The organism is Pseudomonas sp. P5_152 (assembly GCF_033989915.1).
GTDB lineage: Bacteria > Pseudomonadota > Gammaproteobacteria > Pseudomonadales > Pseudomonadaceae > Aquipseudomonas.
This window is the reverse complement of the sequence record NZ_JASFAH010000002.1, coordinates 3,003,446-3,026,817: the sequence shown is the minus strand read 5'-3', so window position 1 is coordinate 3,026,817 and position 23,372 is coordinate 3,003,446. Positions and strand designations below refer to the sequence as shown.

The 23,372-nt window shown below is 62.2% G+C and carries 19 protein-coding genes and 1 pseudogene; 12 read left to right on the top strand and 8 right to left on the bottom strand.

What is annotated here, in order from left to right:
* Positions 1-57: 57 nt before the first annotated feature.
* Positions 58-1,020, bottom strand: coding sequence for a bifunctional GNAT family N-acetyltransferase/nucleoside diphosphate kinase regulator (locus tag QMK50_RS13895; RefSeq protein WP_320333320.1), 963 nt, complete (start codon positions 1,018-1,020; stop codon positions 58-60).
* Positions 1,021-1,155: 135 nt separating this feature from the next.
* Between QMK50_RS13895 and QMK50_RS13890 the strand changes: the two genes are divergently transcribed.
* The 5 genes and pseudogenes from QMK50_RS13890 to QMK50_RS13870 all read left to right on the top strand — a co-directional run.
* Positions 1,156-2,067, top strand: a complete 912-nt coding sequence (locus QMK50_RS13890; RefSeq protein WP_320333319.1) for a LysR family transcriptional regulator — start codon at positions 1,156-1,158, stop codon at positions 2,065-2,067.
* Between the two features lie 129 nt (positions 2,068-2,196).
* Positions 2,197-3,414, top strand: a complete 1,218-nt coding sequence (locus QMK50_RS13885; RefSeq protein ID WP_320333318.1) for an MFS transporter — start codon at positions 2,197-2,199, stop codon at positions 3,412-3,414.
* Positions 3,368-4,270 (top strand): LysR family transcriptional regulator, encoded by a 903-nt coding sequence (locus QMK50_RS13880; RefSeq protein ID WP_159998684.1) that lies wholly within the window; start codon positions 3,368-3,370, stop codon positions 4,268-4,270. Before QMK50_RS13885 ends, QMK50_RS13880 begins: the two co-directional genes overlap by 47 nt.
* Before the next feature lie 132 nt (positions 4,271-4,402).
* Positions 4,403-5,026, top strand: coding sequence for a glutathione S-transferase family protein (locus QMK50_RS13875; RefSeq protein WP_095165053.1), 624 nt, complete (start codon positions 4,403-4,405; stop codon positions 5,024-5,026).
* Between the two features lie 31 nt (positions 5,027-5,057).
* Positions 5,058-5,948: pseudogene (locus QMK50_RS13870) on the top strand (pyridoxamine 5'-phosphate oxidase family protein); the annotation flags it as partial.
* Here the strand turns inward: QMK50_RS13870 and QMK50_RS13865 are convergent.
* From QMK50_RS13865 to QMK50_RS13835, 7 genes are read right to left on the bottom strand one after another with little or no spacing between them, the layout of a single operon-like run.
* On the bottom strand, positions 5,940-7,070 hold the full coding sequence (locus QMK50_RS13865; protein ID WP_159998678.1) for a glycosyltransferase family 4 protein: 1,131 nt from the start codon (positions 7,068-7,070) through the stop codon (positions 5,940-5,942). The pseudogene QMK50_RS13870 and the gene QMK50_RS13865 sit on opposite strands and share 9 nt — an antisense overlap.
* Positions 7,071-8,201, bottom strand: a complete 1,131-nt coding sequence (locus tag QMK50_RS13860) for a glycosyltransferase family 4 protein (RefSeq protein ID WP_095165050.1) — start codon at positions 8,199-8,201, stop codon at positions 7,071-7,073. It lies immediately after the preceding gene.
* Positions 8,185-9,561: a glycosyltransferase family 1 protein gene (locus QMK50_RS13855; RefSeq protein WP_320333317.1), complete on the bottom strand. Its 1,377-nt coding sequence runs from the start codon at positions 9,559-9,561 to the stop codon at positions 8,185-8,187. The genes QMK50_RS13860 and QMK50_RS13855 overlap by 17 nt, the downstream gene beginning before the upstream one ends.
* Positions 9,558-10,823 (bottom strand): ABC transporter ATP-binding protein, encoded by a 1,266-nt coding sequence (locus QMK50_RS13850; RefSeq protein WP_320333316.1) that lies wholly within the window; start codon positions 10,821-10,823, stop codon positions 9,558-9,560. The genes QMK50_RS13855 and QMK50_RS13850 overlap by 4 nt, the downstream gene beginning before the upstream one ends.
* Positions 10,823-11,620 (bottom strand): ABC transporter permease, encoded by a 798-nt coding sequence (locus QMK50_RS13845; RefSeq protein ID WP_095165044.1) that lies wholly within the window; start codon positions 11,618-11,620, stop codon positions 10,823-10,825. The genes QMK50_RS13850 and QMK50_RS13845 overlap by 1 nt, the downstream gene beginning before the upstream one ends.
* A 36-nt stretch (positions 11,621-11,656) precedes the next feature.
* The gene (gene gmd / locus QMK50_RS13840) at positions 11,657-12,628 is read right to left on the bottom strand and encodes a GDP-mannose 4,6-dehydratase (protein ID WP_095165043.1); all 972 of its coding nucleotides are present in this window, start codon (positions 12,626-12,628) and stop codon (positions 11,657-11,659) included.
* A complete protein-coding gene (locus tag QMK50_RS13835) occupies positions 12,625-13,539 on the bottom strand; it encodes a GDP-mannose 4,6-dehydratase (protein WP_320333315.1) in 915 nt (304 codons plus the stop codon). Before QMK50_RS13835 ends, gmd begins: the two co-directional genes overlap by 4 nt.
* Before the next feature lie 427 nt (positions 13,540-13,966).
* On the opposite strand from QMK50_RS13835, the gene QMK50_RS13830 reads away from it, so the two are divergent.
* The 7 genes from QMK50_RS13830 to QMK50_RS13800 all read left to right on the top strand — a co-directional run bounded on the left by QMK50_RS13830 (position 13,967) and on the right by QMK50_RS13800 (position 23,348).
* The gene (locus tag QMK50_RS13830; protein ID WP_159998670.1) at positions 13,967-15,604 is read left to right on the top strand and encodes a glycosyltransferase; all 1,638 of its coding nucleotides are present in this window, start codon (positions 13,967-13,969) and stop codon (positions 15,602-15,604) included.
* Positions 15,598-16,881, top strand: a complete 1,284-nt coding sequence (locus tag QMK50_RS13825) for a glycosyltransferase (protein WP_320333314.1) — start codon at positions 15,598-15,600, stop codon at positions 16,879-16,881. Before QMK50_RS13830 ends, QMK50_RS13825 begins: the two co-directional genes overlap by 7 nt.
* The gene (locus QMK50_RS13820) at positions 16,878-17,771 is read left to right on the top strand and encodes a class I SAM-dependent methyltransferase (RefSeq protein WP_095165035.1); all 894 of its coding nucleotides are present in this window, start codon (positions 16,878-16,880) and stop codon (positions 17,769-17,771) included. Before QMK50_RS13825 ends, QMK50_RS13820 begins: the two co-directional genes overlap by 4 nt.
* Positions 17,768-18,922 carry an acyltransferase gene (locus tag QMK50_RS13815; protein WP_320333313.1) on the top strand — a complete coding sequence of 385 codons (1,155 nt, stop codon included), beginning with the start codon at positions 17,768-17,770 and terminating at the stop codon, positions 18,920-18,922. The genes QMK50_RS13820 and QMK50_RS13815 overlap by 4 nt, the downstream gene beginning before the upstream one ends.
* Complete coding sequence (locus QMK50_RS13810; protein WP_159998662.1) at positions 18,916-19,779, top strand: class I SAM-dependent methyltransferase; 864 nt, start codon at positions 18,916-18,918, stop codon at positions 19,777-19,779. Before QMK50_RS13815 ends, QMK50_RS13810 begins: the two co-directional genes overlap by 7 nt.
* A 241-nt stretch (positions 19,780-20,020) precedes the next feature.
* Positions 20,021-21,220 carry a DUF3142 domain-containing protein gene (locus tag QMK50_RS13805; protein ID WP_320333312.1) on the top strand — a complete coding sequence of 400 codons (1,200 nt, stop codon included), beginning with the start codon at positions 20,021-20,023 and terminating at the stop codon, positions 21,218-21,220.
* Positions 21,207-23,348, top strand: a complete 2,142-nt coding sequence (locus QMK50_RS13800; protein ID WP_320333311.1) for a hypothetical protein — start codon at positions 21,207-21,209, stop codon at positions 23,346-23,348. The genes QMK50_RS13805 and QMK50_RS13800 overlap by 14 nt, the downstream gene beginning before the upstream one ends.
* The last annotated feature ends 24 nt before the right edge of the window (positions 23,349-23,372 follow it).

Below are 23,372 nucleotides of genomic sequence, written 5' to 3'. Positions count from 1 at the left end.
CCCCCGTCCTATAGGGATCCTCGCGCCTGATGGACGACCACTGAGTAAAAGACGCAATTACAGGTGGAAATCGCCCGCCGCCTCCGGCTGGTAAAGCACTTTCCTGATTTCAATCCGGCGGGTTCGATCAGAAATTCGCCAGTCGATGGCGTCCCCCTCCTGATAGCCCAGGATGGCGGCGCCGATGTCGGAATACACGGAATGCTTCCCTGCGTTGCTGTCCGCATCTTCGGGGTAGACCAGGACCACTTCGATCTCTTCGTCGTCCAGCTGCAGCAAGGCCCTGGAGTTCATCGTGACGACATTGCATGCCACCTGCTGCGGCTTGACGACAATGGCTCGCTCAAGCTCGTGTTCGAGTTCAACCACGGTCGGGCCTTGCTCGAGCACGATTAGACTCTCGAGCCTGGCCTTGTCGATTTCAGTGATGTAGATCCTGGTGGAGTCGTCAACGGCACCTTCTCGCAAGCGCTGGAGGTAGCGCCCCGCCGTCATGGAAAATGACTTCAATGTCGGCGTTTCGCTCTCAAGCACAAAGCCGCTGCGCAGAAAGGCTTTCAGCGAGCGCGCGTTGTCCGGGTGGATCTTGGCGATGAGTTTCTCGGCCCGCATGTCGAGGAAGGCCAGTTTCATGCCTTCGCGGATCGTGCGGGCGCCAAGGTTTCGGCCCCATTTGTCGCTGTCTCCGATGACCAGGACTATCTCGCAATTTGAGCCGGTCTTGATCAGACGGACAAAGCCCACCGGGGCGTCATACCGGTCATAAGCCATGAAGAATCGGCCGCCCCGGTTGAATAGATGGGTCAGGATCGGCGATTGAGTCCGATCGATGACTTGCTCGATGGAGCGGGAAACATCACGCGAATCGCTCAGATAGCAGGTGACGCGCTCATCCTCCAACCAATCCATCAGCGTCAGTGCGTGCGCCCGAGTAATTTCAGGGCACAGCGAAATGAAAGGCTTGTTCATCTTCACCACATTTATTTGTAAAGGATGAAAGCCCTTCATGGCTATGGCCATGACGGTTCTTTCGGCAACCGGCTATTTTAAGACATATCGCGAGTAATGCCGAACCCGAACCCGTCAAGCGCTCAAGCCTCGATGAAGCCGACTATCAGTCAGAATGATCAAATCAATAAGACTTTGGAGGTTTCAATGATCGAAACTCGCCTGCTACAGCAGTTCATTGCCGTTGCCGAAGAACTGCACTTCAATCGGGCTGCGGTGCGCCTGCATATGGCTCAACCGCCCCTGAGCCAAGCCATTCGCCGGCTGGAGAGCGAGATTGGTTTCCCGCTGTTCGAGCGCACGAACCGCAGCGTGTTGTTGACGCCTGCCGGCACAGCATTTCTGCAGACTGCCAGGTGTATTCTTCAGTCTCTCGATGAGGGCGTGACGCATACCCGGCGTGTCGCCGAAGGGCTCGAGGGCCACCTCACGATGACATTCATCAACATTGTGTCCTATGCCCCGTTGCTGCGGGCGCTACGCGGCTTCCGGCTCGCGTCGCCAGGGGTAGCGTTTACCATGAAGGAGGCCACGACCCACGAGCAGGTGGAGGCGCTGGAGAGCGGCGCTGCTGATATCGGCTTCATGCGCACACCGGGGACGACCACGCCCCATCTGCGCTTCGAGACTATCCTGCGTGAGCCGATATGCGTCGCGCTGCCTGCTGGGCATCGGTTCGAGGACCACGCGTCCATCGAGTTGGCGTTACTCAAGGACGAGGCTTTCGTGGCGTCGCCCCGACCGCTGGGGCAAGGCTTTCACGATCAACTTATCGGTCTTTGCCAAGCCGCAGGGTTCCTGCCAAACATTGTTCAACAAGCACGGCAGTTGCAAACCTTGATCGCGTTAGTGGCCAGCGGGTTCGGCATTGCCCTGATACCCGCATCGCTGGCGATAGGAATGCATGAAGACATTGTCTTTCGCCCCATCATCGTGGATGCGCCAGAAGAACTGCTGCATTTGGACCTGCTGATGGCGTGGAACGCGAATCAGGATTCGCCGATCCGGGACCGGCTAATCGAGGCAGTCCGAGGCGCTGTTCTGCCACTGACCCATTGAGACGTTCAGCGTCTTGTTTCGCGATAAAAACAGTATTTTACCAACATAAACGCTGGCACTACTGTACGGCAGCACCCGATCCCAGAGTGAGCCCAAGGTCACTCCACTATTGTCGAACCAGGGACTGCCATGCCTGCCGCCATTTATGTCTTTTCATTGTGTACCTTTGCATTCGGCCTCTCCGAGTTTGTCGTCGCAGGTTTGGTTTCCGCCATCGCGGCCGACCTTGACTCAAAAATTGCTGCAGTTGGCACCGCTATTGCCGCTTATGCCATGGGCGCAGCCATTGGCGCACCGTTCATCACAGCCCTCGTCTCGCATTGGAGGGACAAGCACATTCTGATGCTTGCCATGGCGGTCCTCGCTGTCGGCAGCGTGCTGATGAGCCTTTCGCCGAATCTGTCGATGCTGCTGGTGATCCGGTTTCTGGTGGGCCTGGGCCATGGTGTTTTCATGGCGGTAGCATCGGATGCCGCGACGAAGCTGGTTGATCAGAAGCGTTCGGGACGGGCGCTATCCGTGGTGTGGATAGGATTGACCCTCGCGCTCGCCTTCGGCGTCCCGATTGGCACGTTTCTGGGCAGCATCTGGTCATGGCGGGGCATTTTCATGTCTATCGGGGTACTCAGCCTGTTGAGCATGCTCGGACTGCTGCTTTTCATGACCAGCAGCACAGAGCCTTCGGACGGCAGGCAAGCGAGCGCATGGAAAGGGATCAAGGCCATCACCCATCCGCAATTGCTCATCACCGCCGGCATCGGCGTACTGGTGAGCATTGCGACCTTTTCATTCTTCACCTTCGTCTCTCCCTACTTGCTGAGAATCACCGAGGTGGACGTGCAGCGGCTGAGTCTGGGCATGCTGCTGTTTGGCCTGTGCTCCATCGTGGGGAATCTGCTTGGCGGCTATCTTGTGGACAAGATGGACGCGAACCGCAGCACCGTGATGGCATTGGCGGGCTTGGCCATAAACTTGATCGGACTTTATTGGTTTAGTGACTCTGCGCTCATGATGACGCTCTTGGTCGGCACATTGGGGGTCTTTTTCTTTTCCATCGTGACCATGTTGACACTGCGTCTGCTGAAACAGGCCCAGTGCTATATCCCGGAATCAACCGCCGTGGCCGCCGGATTGAATATCGCGTCCTTCAACCTGGGCACAGCACTGGGTGGAGTACTCGGCAGCATCACCATTGCGTTCGGCAGCTTGTCGCACATCCCGCTAGTAGGAGCGTTGGTTGCTGCGTTGGCAGCCTCTGTGCTTTTCTTGCAAACCAAGCACTCCAGCCCGAGGACAGGCAGTGGACCGTTTTCAGGAAATGCAGGTGTTCATGGCCGTGGCCCATGACCAGGGCTTCGCGGCGGCAGCCCGGCGCCTTGGGCTGTCGGCTGCCAGCGTGACCCGGGCGGTGGCGGCGCTGGAAGTGCGGATCGGTGCGCAGTTGCTGATTCGCACCACGCGCACTGTGCAACTGACAGAAGCGGGGCAGCGGTACCTGGAAGACTGTCGACGGATTCTCGCCGACATTCAGGACGCCGAAGAGTCGGCGGCGGGTAGTCATGCCGACCCCCGGGGGCAATTGACGATTACCGCGCCGGTGCTGTTTGGCGATTTGTATGTCACGCCGGTAGTGGTGGGCTTTCTTGAGCAGTATCCGCAGGTCAGCATCAATGCATTGCTGGTCGACCGGGTGGTGAGCCTGGTCGAGGAGGGCGTTGATGTTGCGGTGCGTATTGGCGAGCTGCCGGACAGCAGCCAGTACGCGATTGCGGTCGGTGAGGTACGCCGGGTGGTGTGTGGCTCTGCCGACTACCTCAGGCGTTTTGGTCGCCCCCTGCACCCAGAGGAACTCGCCCGCGCGCGGATTATTGCCACCTCTGCCATCGGGCAGCAGCGCAGTTGGCCCTTTATGGCGGCGGGCGCCTCGATGAGTGTGCGCCTGGAGCCACGCATGGTGGTGACGGCCAATCAGGCGGCCATCACGGCAGCAACCCTGGGCCTGGGGTTGACCCGCGTGTTGTCCTATCAGGTGGCGGACAAGGTGGCAGCCGGTGAGCTGGAAATTGTCCTCGAGGATTTTGAGCTGCCGCCGTTGCCTATCCACGTGGTGTATCAAGGTGGGCGCAAGGCACCGGCGCGGGTGCGCAGTTTTGTCGACTACGCAGTGCAGGCGCTGCGCGAGCATCCGGCATTACGCGGCTGAAGCATTATTGCGGTGGTTGAAATGGTGGATTGCCTTTTCTGGTGATTCTGTTGTTTTTTCAGCTGACGCAAGATGGACCCCATCAGCGCGGTTCGCTCCTGAGCGGCGCGATTTCCCCCTCTGGAGTCGACCATGCACAGCATCAAACTCTACAACTTCCCTCGCTCCGGCCACGCCCATCGGGTGGAGCTGATGCTGTCTTTACTGGATTTGCCCACCGAACTGATTTTTGTCGATCTGGCGAAAGGTGAGCACAAGCAAGCCGATTTCCTCGCGTTGAATGCGTTTGGCCAGGTACCGGTGATCGATGATCAAGGCGTGGTGCTGGCTGATTCCAACGCCATTTTGCTGTATCTGGCGCAAAAATATGGCCAGGGCCGTTGGCTGCCTGCCGACCCCGTGGGCGCTGCCCGGGTGCAGCGCTGGTTGTCGGTGGCGGCCGGGCCAATCGCCTATGGCCCGGCCGCCGCGCGCCTGATCACGGTATTTGGCGCCTCCCACAACGCGCAAGAAGTCATCGCCCGCGCCCACGCACTGCTCAAGGTGATGGATCAGGAACTCGCCACCTCCCGCTACCTGGTGGGTGATGAGCCGACCATCGCGGATGTTGCCGGCTACAGCTACATCGCCCACGCCCCGGAAGGCAATGTTGCCCTGGACGAGTACACCAACGTGCGGGCGTGGCTGGCGCGAATCGAAGCGCTGCCGGGTTTCGTGGCGATGCCTCGCACTGTCGCCGGCCTGCAAACCGCCTGAAACTGCGCCAAGTGCGCAGGGGAGTTGTGTGATGGACGTTTCACCCTGGCACGCAGGTGAGCGGCAGTTGCAAACCCTGGTGGGAGTTGCTGAACGCATGGAGGCGTTCGGGCGCAAGGTGATCCGCACCGAGATGCCGGAGCAACATCGCCAGTTCTATGCTCAGTTACCCTTCATGCTGTTCGGTGCAGTCGACGCCCAAGGTAATCCTTGGGCCAGCGTTCTCGAGGGCCCACCCGGTTTTGCCCATTCACCGCAACCTGCGCGGTTGCGCCTGGACAGCCTGCCCAGTCTCGATGATCCGGCGCAGGTACGGGCCGGCGCGGCGATCGGGTTACTGGGGATCGAACTGCACAGTCGTCGGCGCAACCGCCTCAATGGCCGGGTGTTGACGGTCGACGAGTTGGGGTTGAGTGTTGCGGTCGAGCAGGCCTTCGGCAATTGCCCGCAGTACATCCACCTCCGCCAGTTCGAGTCAGTGCCGCTGGCCGACCCGTCCGCGCGCATCGTGCACTACCTGGATGCCCTGGATGACGCGGCCCGGGCGCTGATTCGCACAGTCGACACGTTCTTTGTCGCCAGCTATGTGGATGTGGATAACTCACGGGCGGTGGATGTTTCCCATCGTGGTGGTGATGCCGGTTTTGTCCAGGTGCAGGGCAATCGCCTGACCATCCCCGACTTTGCCGGCAACCGCCACTTCAATACCTTGGGCAACCTGCTGCTCAATCCCCGAGCGGGGCTGCTGTTCATCGATTTCACCACGGGTGATGTGCTGCAGCTCAGTGGTCGTAGCGAAATCATCCTCGACGGGCCGCAAGTGGCGGCCTGCCAAGGCGCTGAAAGGCTGTGGACGCTGCAGGTGGAGCAGGTCGTGCGGCGTCCGGCGGCGCTGGCTCTACGCTGGCGCCGTTCAGGCATAGGACAGTGACTTCTCGGCCAGCACTTCCTCGTATAACGCCGCCCACTGGCGACCCATTTCTTCAGCGCTGAACAACTGCCGGTAACGAGCCTCGGCCTTGATGCCCATGGCGGCGGCCTGTTGCGGGTTATCCCACAGGGTACGCATGGCCTGGCGCAAGGCCGGAGGATCGCTCGGTGGCACCACCAGCCCGGTTTCGCCGTGACTGTTGATATAGCTGGTACCGGTACCGATCTCACTGGAGATCATCGGTTTGCCATACATCGCCCCTTCCAGCAGCGAAATGCCAAAGGCTTCCGAGCGCAGGTGCGAAGGAAAGACGATGGCATAGCTCAGCTCCAGCAAGGCGGCTTTGTCCTCATCGTCGAGACGACCGAGGAACTGGATATTGCGCAGGCCCAGTGCGGCGGCCTGCGCGTGCAATTCGGCCTCCAGCGGCCCGGCACCGACGATCACCACCGGGTAATCGACACCCTTGAGGGCTTCGAGCAGGATGTGCAGCCCTTTGTAGTAGCGCATCACCCCGACGAACAGGAAAAAGCGCTCGCCCAGGCGCTCCCGCCAACGGGCCATACGCTCAGGGTCGGACTTGGGGTAGGCGGCCTTGTTCAGGCCATAGGGAATGACCCGGGTCTTGTCCGGGAATTTTTTCAGCACTTCGCTGGTATGCAGGTAGTTCGGCGAGGCTGCGACAATCCGATCGGCGCTGGCCAGAAACCGCGTCATCAACGGTTGGTAGAGTTTGAGCAGGAGCTTCTGGCGGATGATGTCCGAGTGGTAGGTCACCACGCTCGGTTTGTTCATGCCGCTGAGAAAATGCACTACATCCATGAACGGCCAGGGGAAGTGATAGTTGATCACGTCAGCTTCGGCCGCCAGCTCACGAAACTGTTTGAGCACGCTGTAGGAGAACCCGGTGGAGGCGATCTGTACATCGAGTTTGGCTCGGTGCACCTGGTGCTGGCCAAATGGGATAACCGCCGGCACGGGGTTGGCGCTCAATGTCAGCACCTGGCTCTCGATGCCATGGGCGGCGCCACTTTCACAGAGTTCGAACATTACGTGCTCGATGCCGCCGACGGTTTCCGACAGATAGGTTTTATAGAAATGTAGGACGCGCATTCAACCTCCTAAAACCTGGCGATAGGCGCGCGCGGTGAGCGTCGCGCAGCGATCCCAGGAAAAAAGCTTCGCCTGTTGCAGCCCGGCTTCTCGGCTTACCTGCCAATGCACTTGATCGTCGGCCAGCCGGCTCATGGCATCACGCAAGCCGTGCAGGTCCTCGGGTTCAATATAGTTGCCCGCAGCCCCCGCGACCTCCGGCATGGCCGAGCGTCGGGTGAGGATGATCGGGGTACCACTGGCCATGGCCTCCAGCACGGGCAGGCCAAAACCTTCATAGATCGATGGAAATACCAGGGCCCGGGCGCCGGCCACCAAGTGGGCGACTTCCTCATCGGGCAGGTACCCGAGCAGGCAGACATGCCCGCTGGCCAGGCCTTTGCGCAGTTCATCGTCGAGCTGCTGGGCTTTCCAGCCGGCCATCCCGACAATCAGCAAGGGCATGCGCTGGCGCAGCGATTCCGGCAGTTGGGCATGGGCGCGCAGCGCCAGCCCGAGGTTCTTGCGCGGCTCCAGGGTGCCGACACACAGGAAGTAGCCGCGCGGCTCCACCCCATGCGCCTGCAGCACCGGGTGCAAGGTCGAGTCGGTACGGGGGTGAAAACGCGGAGCGACTCCCAGGGGGGCGACCACGAAGCGTTCCGGGCCGAGGCCAAAATACGCTTGTGCCTCATCGGCAATGAACTGGGAATCGGTGAGGATCAGGCTGGCCTGTTTCACCCCCTGTTCCAGGCGTCGCTCGATCTCTTTCAAGCGTGCCGCCGGCTGGGTGGCGGGGTAGTGCACGTGCGTCAGGTCATGCAGGGTGACGACCGTCGGCCCCTTGAATGCAAGCGGCCACAGGCTCGGTTCGTGGTACAGCTGGATGTTGCCGGGGCGGCCCTGATCGAAGCGCCGTTGCTCCAGCCAGCGGCGTGCCTGATACGCACCGGGGATCTGCCGCAGCACCGGGCTCAGCCGTGAGTAACCGGGCATCGCGGCGCTCGGCAGCTGGGAGCTCCAGCCCCAGCCGTGGAACAACGACAGCGTGATGTCCGGTTCCTGGCCGAGGGCGTTGACCAGCTCCGCCAGGTAATGGCCAATGCCAGTGCGTGGCGCCTGCAGGATTCGCGCATTAAGAGCAATCTGCATGCTGCCTCTCAACCGTCGTCGGGGTCTTGCGCACATGGCGCAGGACGCGCTCCACCAGTTGTGCACTGGCCTCGCGCCAGCCCAGCCAGCGCCACTCCTTGACGTCGCGCTCCGCCGGGAAGGTGCCGGTGGTTTCCATCTGTGTCATCAGGTCGACCAGGGTCTGCGGGTCATCCAGGTCGAAATACGCCATGAACGGACCACCGATCTCGCGGAACACCGGGATGTCACTGCCCATCGCCGGCAAACCGCGCTGCATGGCCTCCACCAGCGGCAGGCCGAACCCTTCGACATAGGACGGGAAGACCAGCGCGGTGGCGTTGGAGTAGGCGTACTCCAGGCTCTTGTCGGTGAGGTCATTGAACATGAACAGGCGTTGGTTGAGCTGCGGGTGCTGGCGGATCCGCTCGATCAGCGCATCGCACTTCCAACCGATGCGCCCGGCAATGCACAGCCGCGCGCGCGAACCTTTGGCCCAGGCCAGCTCGAACGCATCGAGCAGGTAGGCGTGGTTCTTGCGCGGCTCGATGGTGCTGACCATCAGGTACACCGGGTCTTTGTTCTTGAACATCTGCTTGAGGGCCGGCTCCACCGGCAACGCGTCGTCGGTCAGGTCCAGCTCGCTGCCCAGGTGAAAGTGGTCGAACCAGCGTTGCGCCACTTGCTCGGGCCCGACACGGCGCAGCATCTCATCGCGTACCTGATCGGCAATGGTCGCGGAAATCGCCACGTAACCGTCGGCGGTCTTCGCGATCCAGTCGAACCAGTCGTTGAACACCCGGACCAGCCCGGCGTCGCAGAACTGCGGGTGGGTCAGCGGGATCAAGTCATAGATCACCGAGACAATGCCCACGCCATCGCGCTTGAGTTGTTCGGCCAAGGGGAAAAAATCGGCGTGCCAGGAAGAGTCCAGGAGCACCAGTTGATCGCCCGCCTGATGCTGCAGGGGTTGGCAGCGGGTGGGGATCTCCTGGCGCCTGAGGCAGAAATCGAGCAGCCGGATCGGCACGCTCAACGCGGCAAATGCCGCCAGCCGGCAGCCTACATACAACACTCGGCGAGCGAACAGGGATTGGCGAAACGGCGTGCGCCGCTCCAGCGTGCGGTGCATCAGCCAGAACCGGTTGGCGATCTGCTCCAGCCGTACGCGCACGCCCATCAGGTCCAGCTTGGGCACCTTGAGTGGCGCCAGGCTGGTCACTTGATACAGCGCGCCCTTGAGCATCACCACGGGAATGCATTCGACGGCCGGGTTGTTTCTTGGCAGCTCGGTAATGACGTTGCGCACCACGCGCTGGATACCCGAGTTGGCTTGCGGGTGTTCGAACACATAGGTGCATTCAACCAGCAGTCGTGTCATGGGGCGGTCTCCGGCGCCTGAGGTTGTACCGAGGTTTCTGATGAACGGGTGATGCTGGTTTGTGCCTCCAGCCACGAGCAGCCGACAAAGTCTTCCTGGCGGTTGTTGATCACGTGGAACACCAGGCCGTAATCGCGCCATTCGAAGTTGCGGTCCAGGTGCGAGTCCAGGCGTGACAGGCTCAGGGCCACGGAGTAGTTGCCCTTGCCCAGGCGCATGGGGAACGCAAAGCGGTAAGTCACCCGCTCGCCGGCGTGCAGGTCCGTCAGCGCCTGGTCGAGACGGTGGGTGTTGATGCCGTAGATCGCCTGGCCGAGGCGGTCCTTGATCATGAAGCCCAGCACTAGGCGCTCGATGTCCTGGCGCACGTCCACTTGCACCTCCAGGACCATGGGCTGGCCGACTTCGGCGACTTCCACCGAACGCTGGCGCTGGTCCAGCAGGCGCACACTGTGGATGGTCGCTTCACCGGTACCGGAGATGGTTTGCACCTGGCCGTTGGCGAGCATTTCCTGGCGCACGATCTGGCCTTCGCGCTCGGCGAGCATGGCGTTGTAGTAGTCCATGACTTCTTCCGGCTTGCCGTGCATGGCCATGCGGCCCTTCTCCAGGAGGATCGCGGTGTCGCAGATCGACTGGATGGCCGAGCGATCGTGGGACACGATCAGCAACGTGGTGCCGGCGCGGCGAAAGCTGCGGATGCGTTCGAAGCTCTTGTGCTGGAAGTAGGCATCACCGACCGACAGCGCTTCATCGACGATCAGGATGTCGGGTCGGCGCGCGGTAGCCACACTGAACGCCAGGCGCATCTGCATGCCACTGGAATAGGTGCGCACCGGGTGATCGATGGCTTCGCCGATCTCGGCAAACCCTTCGATCTCCGGCATCAGCGCCTCGATCTCCTCGACCTGCATACCCAGCAACTGACCGGCCATGAAGGCGTTCTGCCGACCGGTAAAGTCCGGGTGGAAACCCATGCCCAATTCCAGCAGGGCCGCCACCCGGCCTTGCAGATGAATCTGCCCGCAGGTGGGCTGGGTAGTGCCGGTGATCATTTTCAACAGGGTACTTTTGCCGGCACCGTTGACCCCGACAATGCCCACGGCTTCACCGGCCGGGATTTCGAAATCGATGCCTTGCAGCACCCAATGCTGTTGATGGCGAGGACGGGAGAAGGGCACCAGCCATTCAATCAGCCGGCTCCAGCGGTTCGGGTATTGTTTGTAGGCCTTGCCCAGGCCACTGACGCGTATGGTTCCCATCAGAGCTCATCCACCATTTCACCGACGCGCTGGCGGAAAAGCCGCAGCCCCATCACACAGAACAGCAGGCCGATCACCAGCACGGGGGTCAGCGAACTCCAGTCCGGCCACTGGTTGTAGAGAAACACATTCTGGTAGCTGTGCATCAAGGCGGTCAGCGGGTTGAGCGCCAGGACGCGCTGGATGCCTTCGGGCAGGATCGACATCGGGTAGACGATCGGCGTCAGCCAGAACCAGAACTGCAGGAGGATGCCGAAGAATTGCCCGACATCCCGGAAGAACACGTTCAGTACGCCAAGAATCATCCCCAGTCCGGCCGAGAACATCACTTGCAGAGCCAGCAACGGCACCAGCGCCAACAACGCCATGCCGGGCAAGCGCCCGGTGATCAGCAAAAAGCCCAGGAACAGGCCGAGGATGATTGCGAAGTTGATCCCGGCGTTGAGCAGCACAATCACCGGCAGGCAAATCCTGGGGAAGCTGATCTTCTTCAGCAAGTTGGCATTTTCCAGGAACATGCTCTGGCTGCGCAGGGTGATCTCGGAGAACAGCCCCCAGGTCAGCAGCCCGGCGCACAGGTACACGCTATAGGCCAGCCCATCCTCCACGCCCGGCAACCGGGCGCGCATGATCTGGGAGAAGATCACCGTGTACACCACGATCATCGACAGTGGGTTGAGCACGGTCCACAAGGCACCGAACAGAGAGTTGCGATAACGCGACTGGAACTCGCGCTTGACGCTGCCGAGGATGAAACCCCGATAGCTGCGCAGTGAGCGATAGAGGTTGAGGAGCATTCAGACTGTCCTGCCGTACTGATCTTCGAACATGACCTACTCCTTGGCGACGCGTTTCATGTCCGCTTCCATCATCATGCGGATCAGGGTCTGCAAATCGGTTTTCGGTTTCCAGCCCAACAGCCGTTGTGCCTTGGCCGGATTACCGAGCAACACGTCGACTTCGGCCGGGCGGAAAAACGCCGGGTCGATCTTCACGAAGTCGCGGTAGTTGAGGCCCACATGATCGAAGGCGATCTGGCACATCTCGCGCACCGTGGTGGTGATGCCGGTGGCAACCACATAGTCGTCGGCCTTGTCCTGTTGCAGCATCAGCCACATGGCTTCGACATAGTCACCGGCAAAACCCCAGTCGCGCTTGGCGTCGATGTTGCCCAGGCGCAGTTCCTGCTGTTTGCCCTGCTTGATGCGGGCGGCTGCGTCGGTGACCTTGCGCGTCACGAACTCGATTCCGCGCAGCGGCGATTCGTGGTTGAACAGGATGCCGCTGCTGGCGTGCAGGTTGAAGCTTTCGCGGTAGTTCACCGTGATCCAGTGGCCGTAGAGCTTGGCCACGCCGTAGGGGCTGCGTGGATAGAACGGAGTGTTTTCGTCCTGCTGTGCGGCCTGGATCAAGCCAAACATCTCGCTGGTCGAGGCCTGGTAGAAACGGGTGTGTGGACTGAACTGGCGAATCGCTTCAAGCAGGTGGGTCACGCCCAGGCCGTCAACGATTCCAGTGGTCACGGGTTGGTCCCAGGACGCCGCGACAAAACTTTGCGCCGCCAGGTTGTACACCTCATCGGGTGCCGACTTGATTACTGCGCGCTGCACCGAGCAGGCGTCGGCCATGTCGCCGTCCAGGTAGTGGATATCACCTTCCACACCCATTTCCCGCAGGCGCCAGCGCGAGTCGCTGCTGCGCCGTGCGACCAGGCCAAAAACCTGGTAGCCCTTGTCGAGCAACAGTTTGGCCAGATAGGCGCCATCCTGGCCGGTGATCCCTGTGATCAGTGCACTTTTTGTCATTCTTGTCGTACCCGTGACTCCCAGTCGGACAGGATCGCCCGCAAGGATTGTTGTGTTGTAAGTTCAGGCGCCCATCCGGTGGTCTGGTGCAGCCGGGCATGGCTGCCGCAGACACGCCGCTGCTCGGCACGGCGCAGGCGCGCAGGGTCTTGAATCAGTTGCACTGGGACCTGGGCCAGATCGGCCAATTGCTCGATCAGGCCACGTACGCTCTGCTCGATGCCGGAGCAGATGTTGTACACCTGCCCAGGCTCGCCCTTCGCCAGCAAGGCCAGGTAGGCCGACACCACGTCCGCGACGTCGAGGAAGTCGCGCGTCACATCGATATCGCCGACCTGCAGTTGCGCCGGTTGCAGGCCTTGTTTGATCCGGCAGATCTGCCGGGCGGCGCTGGCGACGACAAAACTGTCCATTTGCCCGGTGCCAATGTGGTTGAACGGGCGCGCGACAAGTACCGGCCAGCCCTCGGTCATGCCCCATTGCAGGCACAACAATTCTGCCGAGAGCTTGCTCACTGCATAGGGGTTGCGCGGGCAGGGTGGCTGGTGTTCGTCGATGGGCAAGGCGCTTTCGCTGACCTGGCCATACACATCGCCTGAACTGACATACAGGAAGGTGCCGCTGAAGCCGCGAGCCTTGAGTGCTTGCAACAGGTGGAGGGTGCCCAGCAGGTTGACCTGCAAGGTATTGGCCGGGTCACGGAAGGCTTCGGGAACGAAGGTTTGCCCCGCCAGGTGAATCACCGCATCGGGCAGTTCTGGCCATAGGCCTTCGAGGCTTTTTGGCTCGCGCAGGTCGTAGCCCGGGGCAACAGGTAGCAGTTGCCACTGCGAGTCGACAGCGTTCAGGCGTGATTGGATATGACGGCCGACGAATCCATTCAGGCCTGTAACGAACAGACGCTTTTTCAAGCAACAGCCCCTCAATCGGTAAACTTTGCCATACCCCAATCATTTCGTTGGGCGAACCCGAAAAGCCGTGCTCACTTTTCGGAAGGTTCTGATATGCAAAGTCGTTGTTGTAGTTGTTTGCGTCAATCTGTGCCAATTGCGCGGCAATTTCAACAGGTCTTAACGTGACTGGGCAGTTCTCGTCAGGACCGTCGGATTTATTCATCGCCGGTGTTCACGAATCCCCAACGGATGTGTTTAGAATGCCCCTCAGCACGATTGCCCAGCGATCAGCAAAGTGGTCCTTCGACCACACAAAGCTGACCACAAAAACAAGAACGTAGACGGGCATGCAGGCGCTGGACGAACTGCGCTATGGCGGGTAAATCCAGGGCTGTGCCGTCATAAGAATGAGGCTGCCGAAAAGGCGGTTTCAGCGTGGGATGCCATGAATTTCATTCTTTACTCGGATGTGAACGAGCGCTCGATCAGCCAGAGCCTCGGCCGTCCTGAATACAGCTACTACTTTGTCCTCAAGGCTTATCGTCCGGTCCTTGAAAGCCTGGGTCGGGTCCATATGGTGGACGCGATCAGCGAAGTCGACCCACTTTTTCGACGCCTCGCCGCCGAGGGTGAAGAAAGCCTGTTCCTTTCGTTCGCACCGCCACACAAGACGCCTACCGACCTGAGCTGCCCGACGATTTGCGTGGTTGCCTGGGAGTTCGACACCATTCCCACCGAGCACTGGGACAACGACCCCCGGCAGGACTGGAGCCATACCCTGGCGCAGCATGGCCGGGTCATCACCTTGTCCAGCCATACGGCGCAGGCGATGCGTCGGGCCTTGGGCGAAGACTTCCCGGTGCTGGTGCTGCCGACCCCGCTCTGGGAACGGTTCGCCGATATTCGCCAACAGTCCGCGAGCCAGCCGGTCAACCCCGGCACCACCTTGCAGACCCTGGGCTGCATCATCGACAGCCGCACGTTGGGGCTTTCGGCGGACGGCCTGATCGCGCCGATCGTCGCTGAGGCTGAACCGCAACCTGGGCCCGCTCTTGAGCCTGGGGCGGTGGTCCCGGCGCCATTGCTGACCTGGCGTCGGCGTCTGTTTATCACCAAACATTACCTGCGCCAGAGTCTGCGCGAGGCTGCCGGCCAACCCTTGCGCCGGCAGTTGGTGATCTTTCGCCATTACCTGCACCAGGTCTACGGCGAAGGTTTTCGTGATTTGCTGCCGCAAAGCCTGCGAGCACGCCTGCGCGGCGAGCGACCTGCCGCCGAAGTATCGCCGCCTGCCCCGGTAGTGGAAGTGGTTGAAAGGGCGCATGTGCCCCTCGAGGATTCACACCCGCAAGCGGTGTTTCCCGACACCGATCAAGTGGTCGAAATTCAGGTCGAGGGGGTGGTGTACGTCAGCGTGTTCAACCCCGACGACGGACGCAAGAACTGGCACCACGTGATCACTGCATTCTGCTGGGCCATGCGCGATGTCGAAGACGCCACCCTGGTGTTGAAGATGACCCAGAAAGACCTGTCCACCTACTACGTGCACATGCTGACCCTGCTGTCGCAGTTGTCGCCCTTCAGTTGCCGGGTGGTGGTCATCCACGGCTACCTGGACGACCAGCAGTTTGCCCGGCTGTACGGCGCCGCCAGTTTTTATGTCAATGCCTCGCGCTGCGAAGGGCTGTGCCTGCCACTGATGGAGTTCATGGCCTGTGGCAAGCCGGTGATCGCCCCTCGGCATACGGCGATGCTGGACTACATCGACGACCGCGTGGCCTTTATCGTCGACTCCAGCCAGGAGCCGACTGTGTGGCCGCAGGACAGCCGGATCCTGTTCCGCACCGTCTACCAGCGTCCCGATTGGGGATCGCTGAAAAATGCCTACCTGGCCAGTTATCACATGGCCAAGGCGCAGCCCGAGCGTTACCAGGCCATGGCCAGTGCGGCCAACGAGCGGATGCGCGACTACTGCAATTTCCCAGGGGTGCAGCAACGCCTGGCGGACTTCCTGCGACTGCAACAGCCAACCAACCCGGTGCCTGAGTCGCCGGTCGCGACCGCAGGGGCGGCCTCATGCTGATCATCATTCATTCGGAAACCAACAAAAGTAACATCGAGCAGAATCTCGGCCGTCCCGAGTACAGCTACTACTTTGTGCTCAAGGAGTTCCGTCCGGTACTGGAGCGGCTGGGGCAGGTGATCGAGGTCAGCAACCCCGACGAACTGGTCGACCGCCTGTATTTCGACTGCCAAAGCCGTGGCGAAGACTGCGTGTTCCTGTCGTTCTCGCCGCCCCATCGCACACCGATCCACTACGCCTGTCCGACCATTCCGGTGTTTGCCTGGGAGTTCAGCACCATTCCCACCGACACCTGGCAGGGCGAACCCCGGCACGACTGGCGCCTGGTGCTGGATCAGGTCGGCGCCGCGATTACCCATTCCAGTTTTACCGTGACCGCGGTGCGTGATGCCATGGGCCCGGACTACCCGATCAGCGCGATTCCGGCGCCGGTCTGGGACCGTTTTGCCGGGCGCGGGCGCGCGCTCGGGCAGCAGCCGTTGGCCGAACAGGTCAGCCTCAGCCTGCGTGGCCTGCTGATCGACAGCCGCAACCTGGACCTGCGGCCGTATGGCCCGGTGGCGTTGCGTGAAGGCCAGCCGGTGGATTTCGCCGCGCCTGCCGGCGAGCACGAACTGGTGCTCGACGGGGTGATCTACACCTCGGTGTTCAACCCCTACGATGGGCGCAAGAACTGGCAGGACATGCTCAGCGCGTTCTGCACCACGTTCCGCGAGTGTGCCGATGCCACCCTGGTGCTCAAGCTCACGCACCACGACATCACCGACGCCTTGAATGACATGCTGCACCACCTCTACAAGAACCAGGACTACCGTTGCCGCATTGTGTTGATCCACGGCTTTCTCGCCGATGCGGACTATGAGCGCCTGGTGCAGGCCACCAGCTTTGTGGTCAACAGTTCATTCGGTGAAGGCCAGTGCCTGCCGCTGATGGAGTTCATGTCCTGCGGCAAGCCGGCGGTCGCCCCGTGCAACACGGCGATGGCCGATTACATCGATGGGCAAAACACCTTCATCGTCAACTCGACCGACGAACTCACCGCCTGGCCCCATGACCCGCGTGCGGCCTACCGCACCCTGCGATACGTCACCAACTGGGATTCGCTGTGTTCGGCCTACCAGGCCAGCTATCAGGTGGCGCGTCACGATGCGCCACGCTATGCACGCATGTCGGACCATGCCGTCAGTCGTCTGCAGGCGTTCTGCAGTCAAGCGGTTACCGAGCAGCGCTTGCAGGCGTTTCTGGCAAGCGTGATCGCCCAGGCGAAACCAGCATGATCGGCCGCCTGCTCGACTGGCTGCGTCCTGCGCCCGTCCCGGTAGCGGAGCCAGTACCGGCCCCGGTCCCGGTGGTATCGCCGCGTGATTGTGGTTTCACCGATGCGGTACTCGACGGCTGGTTTCTCGGCGGTACTGGGGAATTGCTCAAGGGCTTTGCGATTGGCGCCGACGACACCCTGCTCGACGTCGGTTGTGGCGAGGGCGCGGCGACCTTGTTTGCAGTGCGCCAGGGCGCCGCGGTGATTTTTACCGACAGCGAACAGGACAAGGTCCGCGAACTGGCACGCCAGGTGGATGCCATGACCCAGGCCCCAGCCCTTGGCCTGGTCAGCAACAGCTTGCCGCTGCCGCTGGCGGACGGCTGTGCGAGCAAAGTGGTGTGCATGGAAGTGCTGGAGCACGTCGATACCCCCGAGCAGTTCATGGCCGAGCTGGTGCGCATGGGTCGTCCCGGTGCCCAGTACTTGCTCAGCGTGCCCGCGCCGGTGGGTGAGCACCTGCAACGAGGCATCGCGCCTGCCGCCTATTTCCAGGCGCCGAACCATGTGCAGATCTTTTCCCATGAACGCTTTGCCGCCCTGGTCGAAGACGCGGGGCTGATCATTGAACACCGCCAGGCCACCGGCTTCTTCTGGGTCATGGGCATGATCTTCTTCTGGGCCAGCGAGCGTGCGGCGGGGCGGGATATGGCGGGCGCGGTGCGTGACCGGATCCAGGCGCCTTACCCGCCCCTGATGGAAGGCTGGGCCCGCACCTGGCATGACTTGCTGATGCAGCCCGACGGGTTGGCCATCAAGCAGGTGCTGGACCAGTTCATGCCCAAGAGCCAGGTGATCATCGCGCGCAAGCCCATGGCTGGCGAAGTAACGCCGGGGAGCGCGGGATGAGTGACAAGCGGATCATGGACATCGAACTGTTGCGCGGCATTGCCGTGCTCGGGGTGCTGTTCCATCACCTGCAAGACAGCCTGTTCGCCGGGCAGGTCCCGCTGTTGCAAGCCATCCATGCCCTGGGCCAGCCCTGGTGGGGCGTCGATCTGTTTTTCGCGATTTCCGGGTTTGTCATCGCGCGCAGCCTGATCCCCGCGCTGCAGGGCTGCAGTACGCGCCAGGAGTGCTGGGAGCAGACCCGCAATTTCTGGCTGCGGCGCGCCTTTCGACTCTTGCCGTCGGCCTGGTTATGGCTAGCGCTGATGCTCCTGGCCTGCCTGTTCATCAACCGCTCAGGCGCCTTCGGTACCCTGGCCGCCAACCTGCAGGCGACGCTGGCCGGGGTGTTGCAGTACGCCAACTTCCGTTTCGCCGACAGCTTCTTCCACTATGAGTACGGCACCAGCTTCGTGTACTGGAGCCTGTCCCTGGAGGAGCAGTTCTACCTGTTGTTTCCGTTGTTGATCCTGGTCTGCCGCAAACATCTGGTGTGGGCCTTGCTGGCCCTGGTGGCGGTGCAGTTGCTGACGTTGCGCACGCCGATCCTGATGGTGCTCCGCACCGACGCGCTGGCGTTGGGGGTGTTGCTGGCCATGTGGAGTGCACAACCTTCCTACCGCCGTTGGCAGCCGACCTTCTTGCGCCGGCCCTGGGCAGGTATCGCGGTGCTGGTGGCCATTGCCATGTTGATGAGCTTTCTGGCGACCGATCGTTTCACCTTCACCTCCTACCGCATCGGCGCCATCGCGCTGCTCAGTGCGGTGCTGGTCTGGCTGGCGTCCTACAACTGTGACTACCTGATGCCACCGGGGCTGTTCAAGCGGGTGATGACCTGGATCGGCAGTCGCTCCTATGGCATCTACCTGATCCATATCCCGGCCTATGCGCTGGTGCGCGAATTGATCTTTCGCTTGCAGGCGGCGTCTTTGCCGAGCCCGGCCGGCCACCCGATCATCACGATCTTGCTGGCGTTCGGACTGATCGTGCTGTTGAGCGAGCTCAACTACCGCTTTATCGAAATGCCCATGCGTAATCGCGGCGCGGCGTTGGTCAAACGCTTGAGTGCGTCCCGAGCGGCCACCCCATCCCCAGGAGTCACCTCATGCTGAGCCTGTTGAAGAAGCTGGCGGGGGGCGCTGTTGCCCCCGCTGCGGCCTGTCCCCCTGCGCCAGCCGCGCCCCCCGCGGCAACGCCTGCGCCGGCACCCAAGGTCGATCCCTACATGCTGGGCCTGCGCGATGCGGTGCTCAGTGGCTGGTTCAACCAGCAGACCGGCGAACTGTTCACCGGCTTCCCGGTAACGGCCGCTGACACGCTGCTGGACGTGGGGTGTGGTGACGGTGGCAACGTGCACTTCTGTGCTACCCGGGGGGCGCACATCATCATTGCCGACATCGACGCGGCCAAGGTCGAAGCCACTCGCCTGCGCCTGGGCGATACCATCGCGGCCAGCGTCGAGTGCCACGTCACCGACTGCGCGCCACTGCCGATTGCCGATCAGACGGCGACCCGGGTGGTGTCCACCGAGGTCATCGAACACGTCGACGACCCCGCGCAGTTTCTCGCCGAACTGGTGCGCGTCGGCAAGCCGGGCGCGCTCTATCTGCTGAGTGTCCCGCACCCCAGTTCGGAAAACCTGCAGAAAGACATCGCCGCCCCCGAGTACTTCCAGAAGCCTAACCACATCCGCATCATCAGCGAAGATCAGTTCAAGCAGATGGTCAGCGACGCCGGGCTGGAAGTGCTCAGCCACAGCCAGTACGGCTTTTACTGGTCGCTGTGGATGATGTTGTTCTGGGAAGCCAAGGTCGACCTGAGCAGTCCCGACCATCCGCTGCTCAACCACTGGGCCGAGACCTGGGCGGCGGTCCTGGAGTCGCCACGCGGCGAGCAGATCAAGCAGGCGCTGGATGGCGTAGTCGCAAAAAGTCAGGTGATCATTGCCCGCAAGCCATTGGCTGCGTAGGCTGACGCACCGGCCCGGCTGTGTGTGGGTGTTGATGCGGATGCGGATGCGGGTATGTGGGGTATGGGTGTAGGAGCGAGCTCGCTCGCGATGGACGTTAACGATGACGCGTGCTGTCTGAAAAAACCCGTCGCTCTTGAGTTTTTCGCGAGCAAGCTCGCTCCTACGCCCATACCCCATACCCCATACCCCATACCCCACCCCCAGCGGGCCAGGTCAGTCCTTCAGCCACGGGCCCATAATGTCTTCGATTTATCTTCTGCGTCGTGCGCTGTTGTTCAGCCTCGCGCTCCTGGGCGGTTGCCAGCAGTCGACCGCGCCCCCCCTCGATCAACAGCTCTACATCTGGCAGCGCCAATGGACCACCGCCCATGCCGAGGCGCTGGCGCAATCGCGTGCCGATTTTTCCACCCTGCGGGTCTTCGCCCTGCAGACTTATCCACAAGGCGGCTGGCGTCGCGCGCAGATCGATGGGCCGTTGTTGCAGCGTGACGGCCGGTCGCTGGTTGCGGTGGTCCGCCTGGATGGCCAGCTCAAGCACCTGGACCCGGTCGATACCACGGCGCAGATCCTGCAAATGGTCGCCGATTGGCAGGCCTTGGGCTTGACGCTGGCAGGTGTGGAAATCGATCACGATGCCGGGACCGCGCGATTGCCGGCCTATCGCGAGTTCCTGCTGGGTTTGCGCCAGGCCTTGCCCGCCTCCTTGAAGCTGAGCATCACGGCCTTGCCGGCCTGGCTCGACAGTCCCGAGCTGGCGGCCTTGCTGGCGGCGGTCGACAGCAGCGTCTTGCAAGTGCACGCGGTGAGCCGTCCGGAGCTTGGCCTGTTCGACCCGGTGCAAGCCAAGCAATGGGCTGAGCGCTGGAGCCGCATCACTCGGCAACCGTTTTACCTGGCATTGCCGGCCTATGGCATCGCCCTGCTGCCGGGAGAGGGCGGGGCGCCCCTGGTGGAGAGTGAAGTGCCGATCGAACGAGTCGGCCAGCGCCGCGAACTGATGGCCGACCCGCAACAACTGGCGACACTGGCCAGCCAGTTGCGTGCCGAGCCGCCGCCACACCTGGCCGGATTGATCTGGTTTCGCCTGCCGCTCAAGGGCGACCGGCGTGCCTGGAGCCTGACAACCCTGGGTGCCGTGGCGCGCGGCGAGCAACTGCGCAGCCGCCTGGCGTTGAACCTTTCCAGCCAGCAAGGTCTGTACGACATCGTGGTCAGAAATGACGGCAACCTCGACGGCACCTTGCCGCAACGGGTGACCCTGGCCGTCAGCCAATGCGTCGCCGTAGATGCGCTCAACGGCTATGCCGTACAGCAGACGCCCGGACAACTGAGTTTCAGCCGCCTCAGGGACGGCCGTTTGCCCGCCGGTGCCGAGCGCACCCTGGGTTGGGCACGCTGCACACAAATTGATCAAGGAGGTTCACATGTATTCCCGTAACTGGTCGCGGCATTTGCTCGCGTTGAGTCTGTTTCTGCCGCTGGGCACTGCCACCGCCTGTGGTCCGGACTTTCCACTGCGCCTGTTGGGCGACCGGGCAATGACCCTGGGTGAGTTGCCGGAAGGCAGTTTCCAGTTCGAGATCAATCGCCTGGGCAAGGTCATCGCCGGCCTGAAACCAGCGGCGACAACTGGCCTCAGCCGCGATTACGACAGTGACCTGGACCCTTACGTACAGGCCCGGATCAACGCTGAACAGCTGGGCCTGACTGATGCGCAGCGCGCGCAGGTAACCCGGCTGCGAACCCTGCAGGACGCGCACCAGGTGTTGGCCGAGAGTGCCGGCCTGGCCCCGGAACTCAGCCTCTATACCGCCGGTGCGGTGGCGTTCAACACTGGCGATGCGACCACGGCAGCCGACTACTTCCGCCAGGTGCTGGCGCTCCCGGCCGATCAACGCGCCCTGCGCAGCACCTGGGCCGCGTACTCGCTCGGCCGGGCATTGATGGCTATCAATCAGCAGGCCAGCGAGCAGCATCAACCCGCCAGCCAAGACGTCTTGCAACAAGCCCGTCAGGCCTTTATCCAGGCCCGTCAACTGAGTGTCGACGGCTTCAGTGACCCGCTCGAACTGGGTATTGCCAGCCTCGGTGAAGAAGCGCGACTGGTGCGCCAGGCGGGTGACTGGAACAGTGCCGTCGAGTTGTACGCGACCCAGAGCCGGCAAGGTTCGCCCGTCGGCTACAGCTCCCTCAAGCAGTTGATCGATGAGCTCAATGCCATGCCTGAGGCGCAGCTCATCCCCTTGCTCGAAGGCCAGGCGGTCCAGCAATTGGTCACGGCGGCGTTGATCAGCCACGTAGGCTGGTCCTTCGGTGAGCAACCGCCGGCTGAACAGAAAATCATCAAGGCCCTGATACAGAGCACTACCGGCAGCCTGGAAAATGCTGACCGCCTGGCGGCGCTGAACTACCAGATCGGTGATTACGCCACCAGCAAAACCCTGCTCGAGCATGCCGGTGACGGTGGCCTGGCCTGGTGGCTGCGGGCAAAAATGGCGCTGCGCGACGGCGACAAGGCCTTGGCTGCCAGTGCGTATGCCAAGGCGGCCAAAGCCTTTCCCCAGGATGAAGACTGGGGCCTGCGCAACACCGCCAGCGGTGACTATGAAGCGCTGAAGCCTGGCTGCCGGGTCGAGGGTGAAAGTGCCTTGCTGGCATTGGAGCGCGGCGACTACCTGCAGGCATTCGAGCAGTTGTACCGCAGCCAGGACCTGTATTGGCAGGACGCCGCGCTGGTTGCGGAGCGGGTGCTGACGGTGGACGAACTCAAGCAGTTCGTGGACCAGCAAGTGCCGGCCCCCGCACCACTGACCCAGGAGCAGCGTGACAACTACGAGCCCCTGCCGGTGAGCGCGCGCTTGCGCGACCTGTTGGGCCGGCGTTTGCTGCGCGAGGAGCGTTATGCCGAGGCCGCGGCGTACTTCGACAACCCTGGGCTGCAGGCGCTGGCCAAGGAGTACGTGGGCTTGCGCGAAACCGCGCAGTCGAGCTGGTGGCCGACCAAACGCGCCGCAGCCTTCTATGACGCGGGCCGGTTGGCCCGGGAACACGGCATGGAGCTGCTCGGCTACGAGCTGGCCCCGGATTTCGCCACCTTCGATGGCAACTTCAGCCTCGACATCCCCGAGATCAAGGTCGCCCCCCTGATCGCCCTCGGCGAAGTCCAGCGTCAGCACGCCAGCGTCGCCCAGCCAAACGAGCGCTTCCACTATCGCTACGTCGCCACCGCGCTGGCGAGCCAGGCGGCCGACCTGCTGCCCCATACCAGCCAGGCCTTCGCCGCCGTGCTGTGCAAGGCCTCGGGCTGGGGCACCGGCCTGGAGGACCAGCGTGCGTTGTACCGGCGCTACGTCGAGCAGGGGCCTTATGTGCCGTGGGCAGAGAACTTTGGCCAGCAGTGTGAGGAGCCGGACTTCGCCGCCGCCAACCAGCGCTACGTGACCGAGGCAGTGGACAACGTGCGTTCGGACCTGCGGCCGTACAAGCGCGTGCTGCAGGTCGGCGGGCTGCTTCTGGTGGGGGTAGCGGGCCTGTTGTTGCTGCGGCGCCGGCGCCAGGCTTCTTGAACCCGGGGCGACGGCGCGGATGTA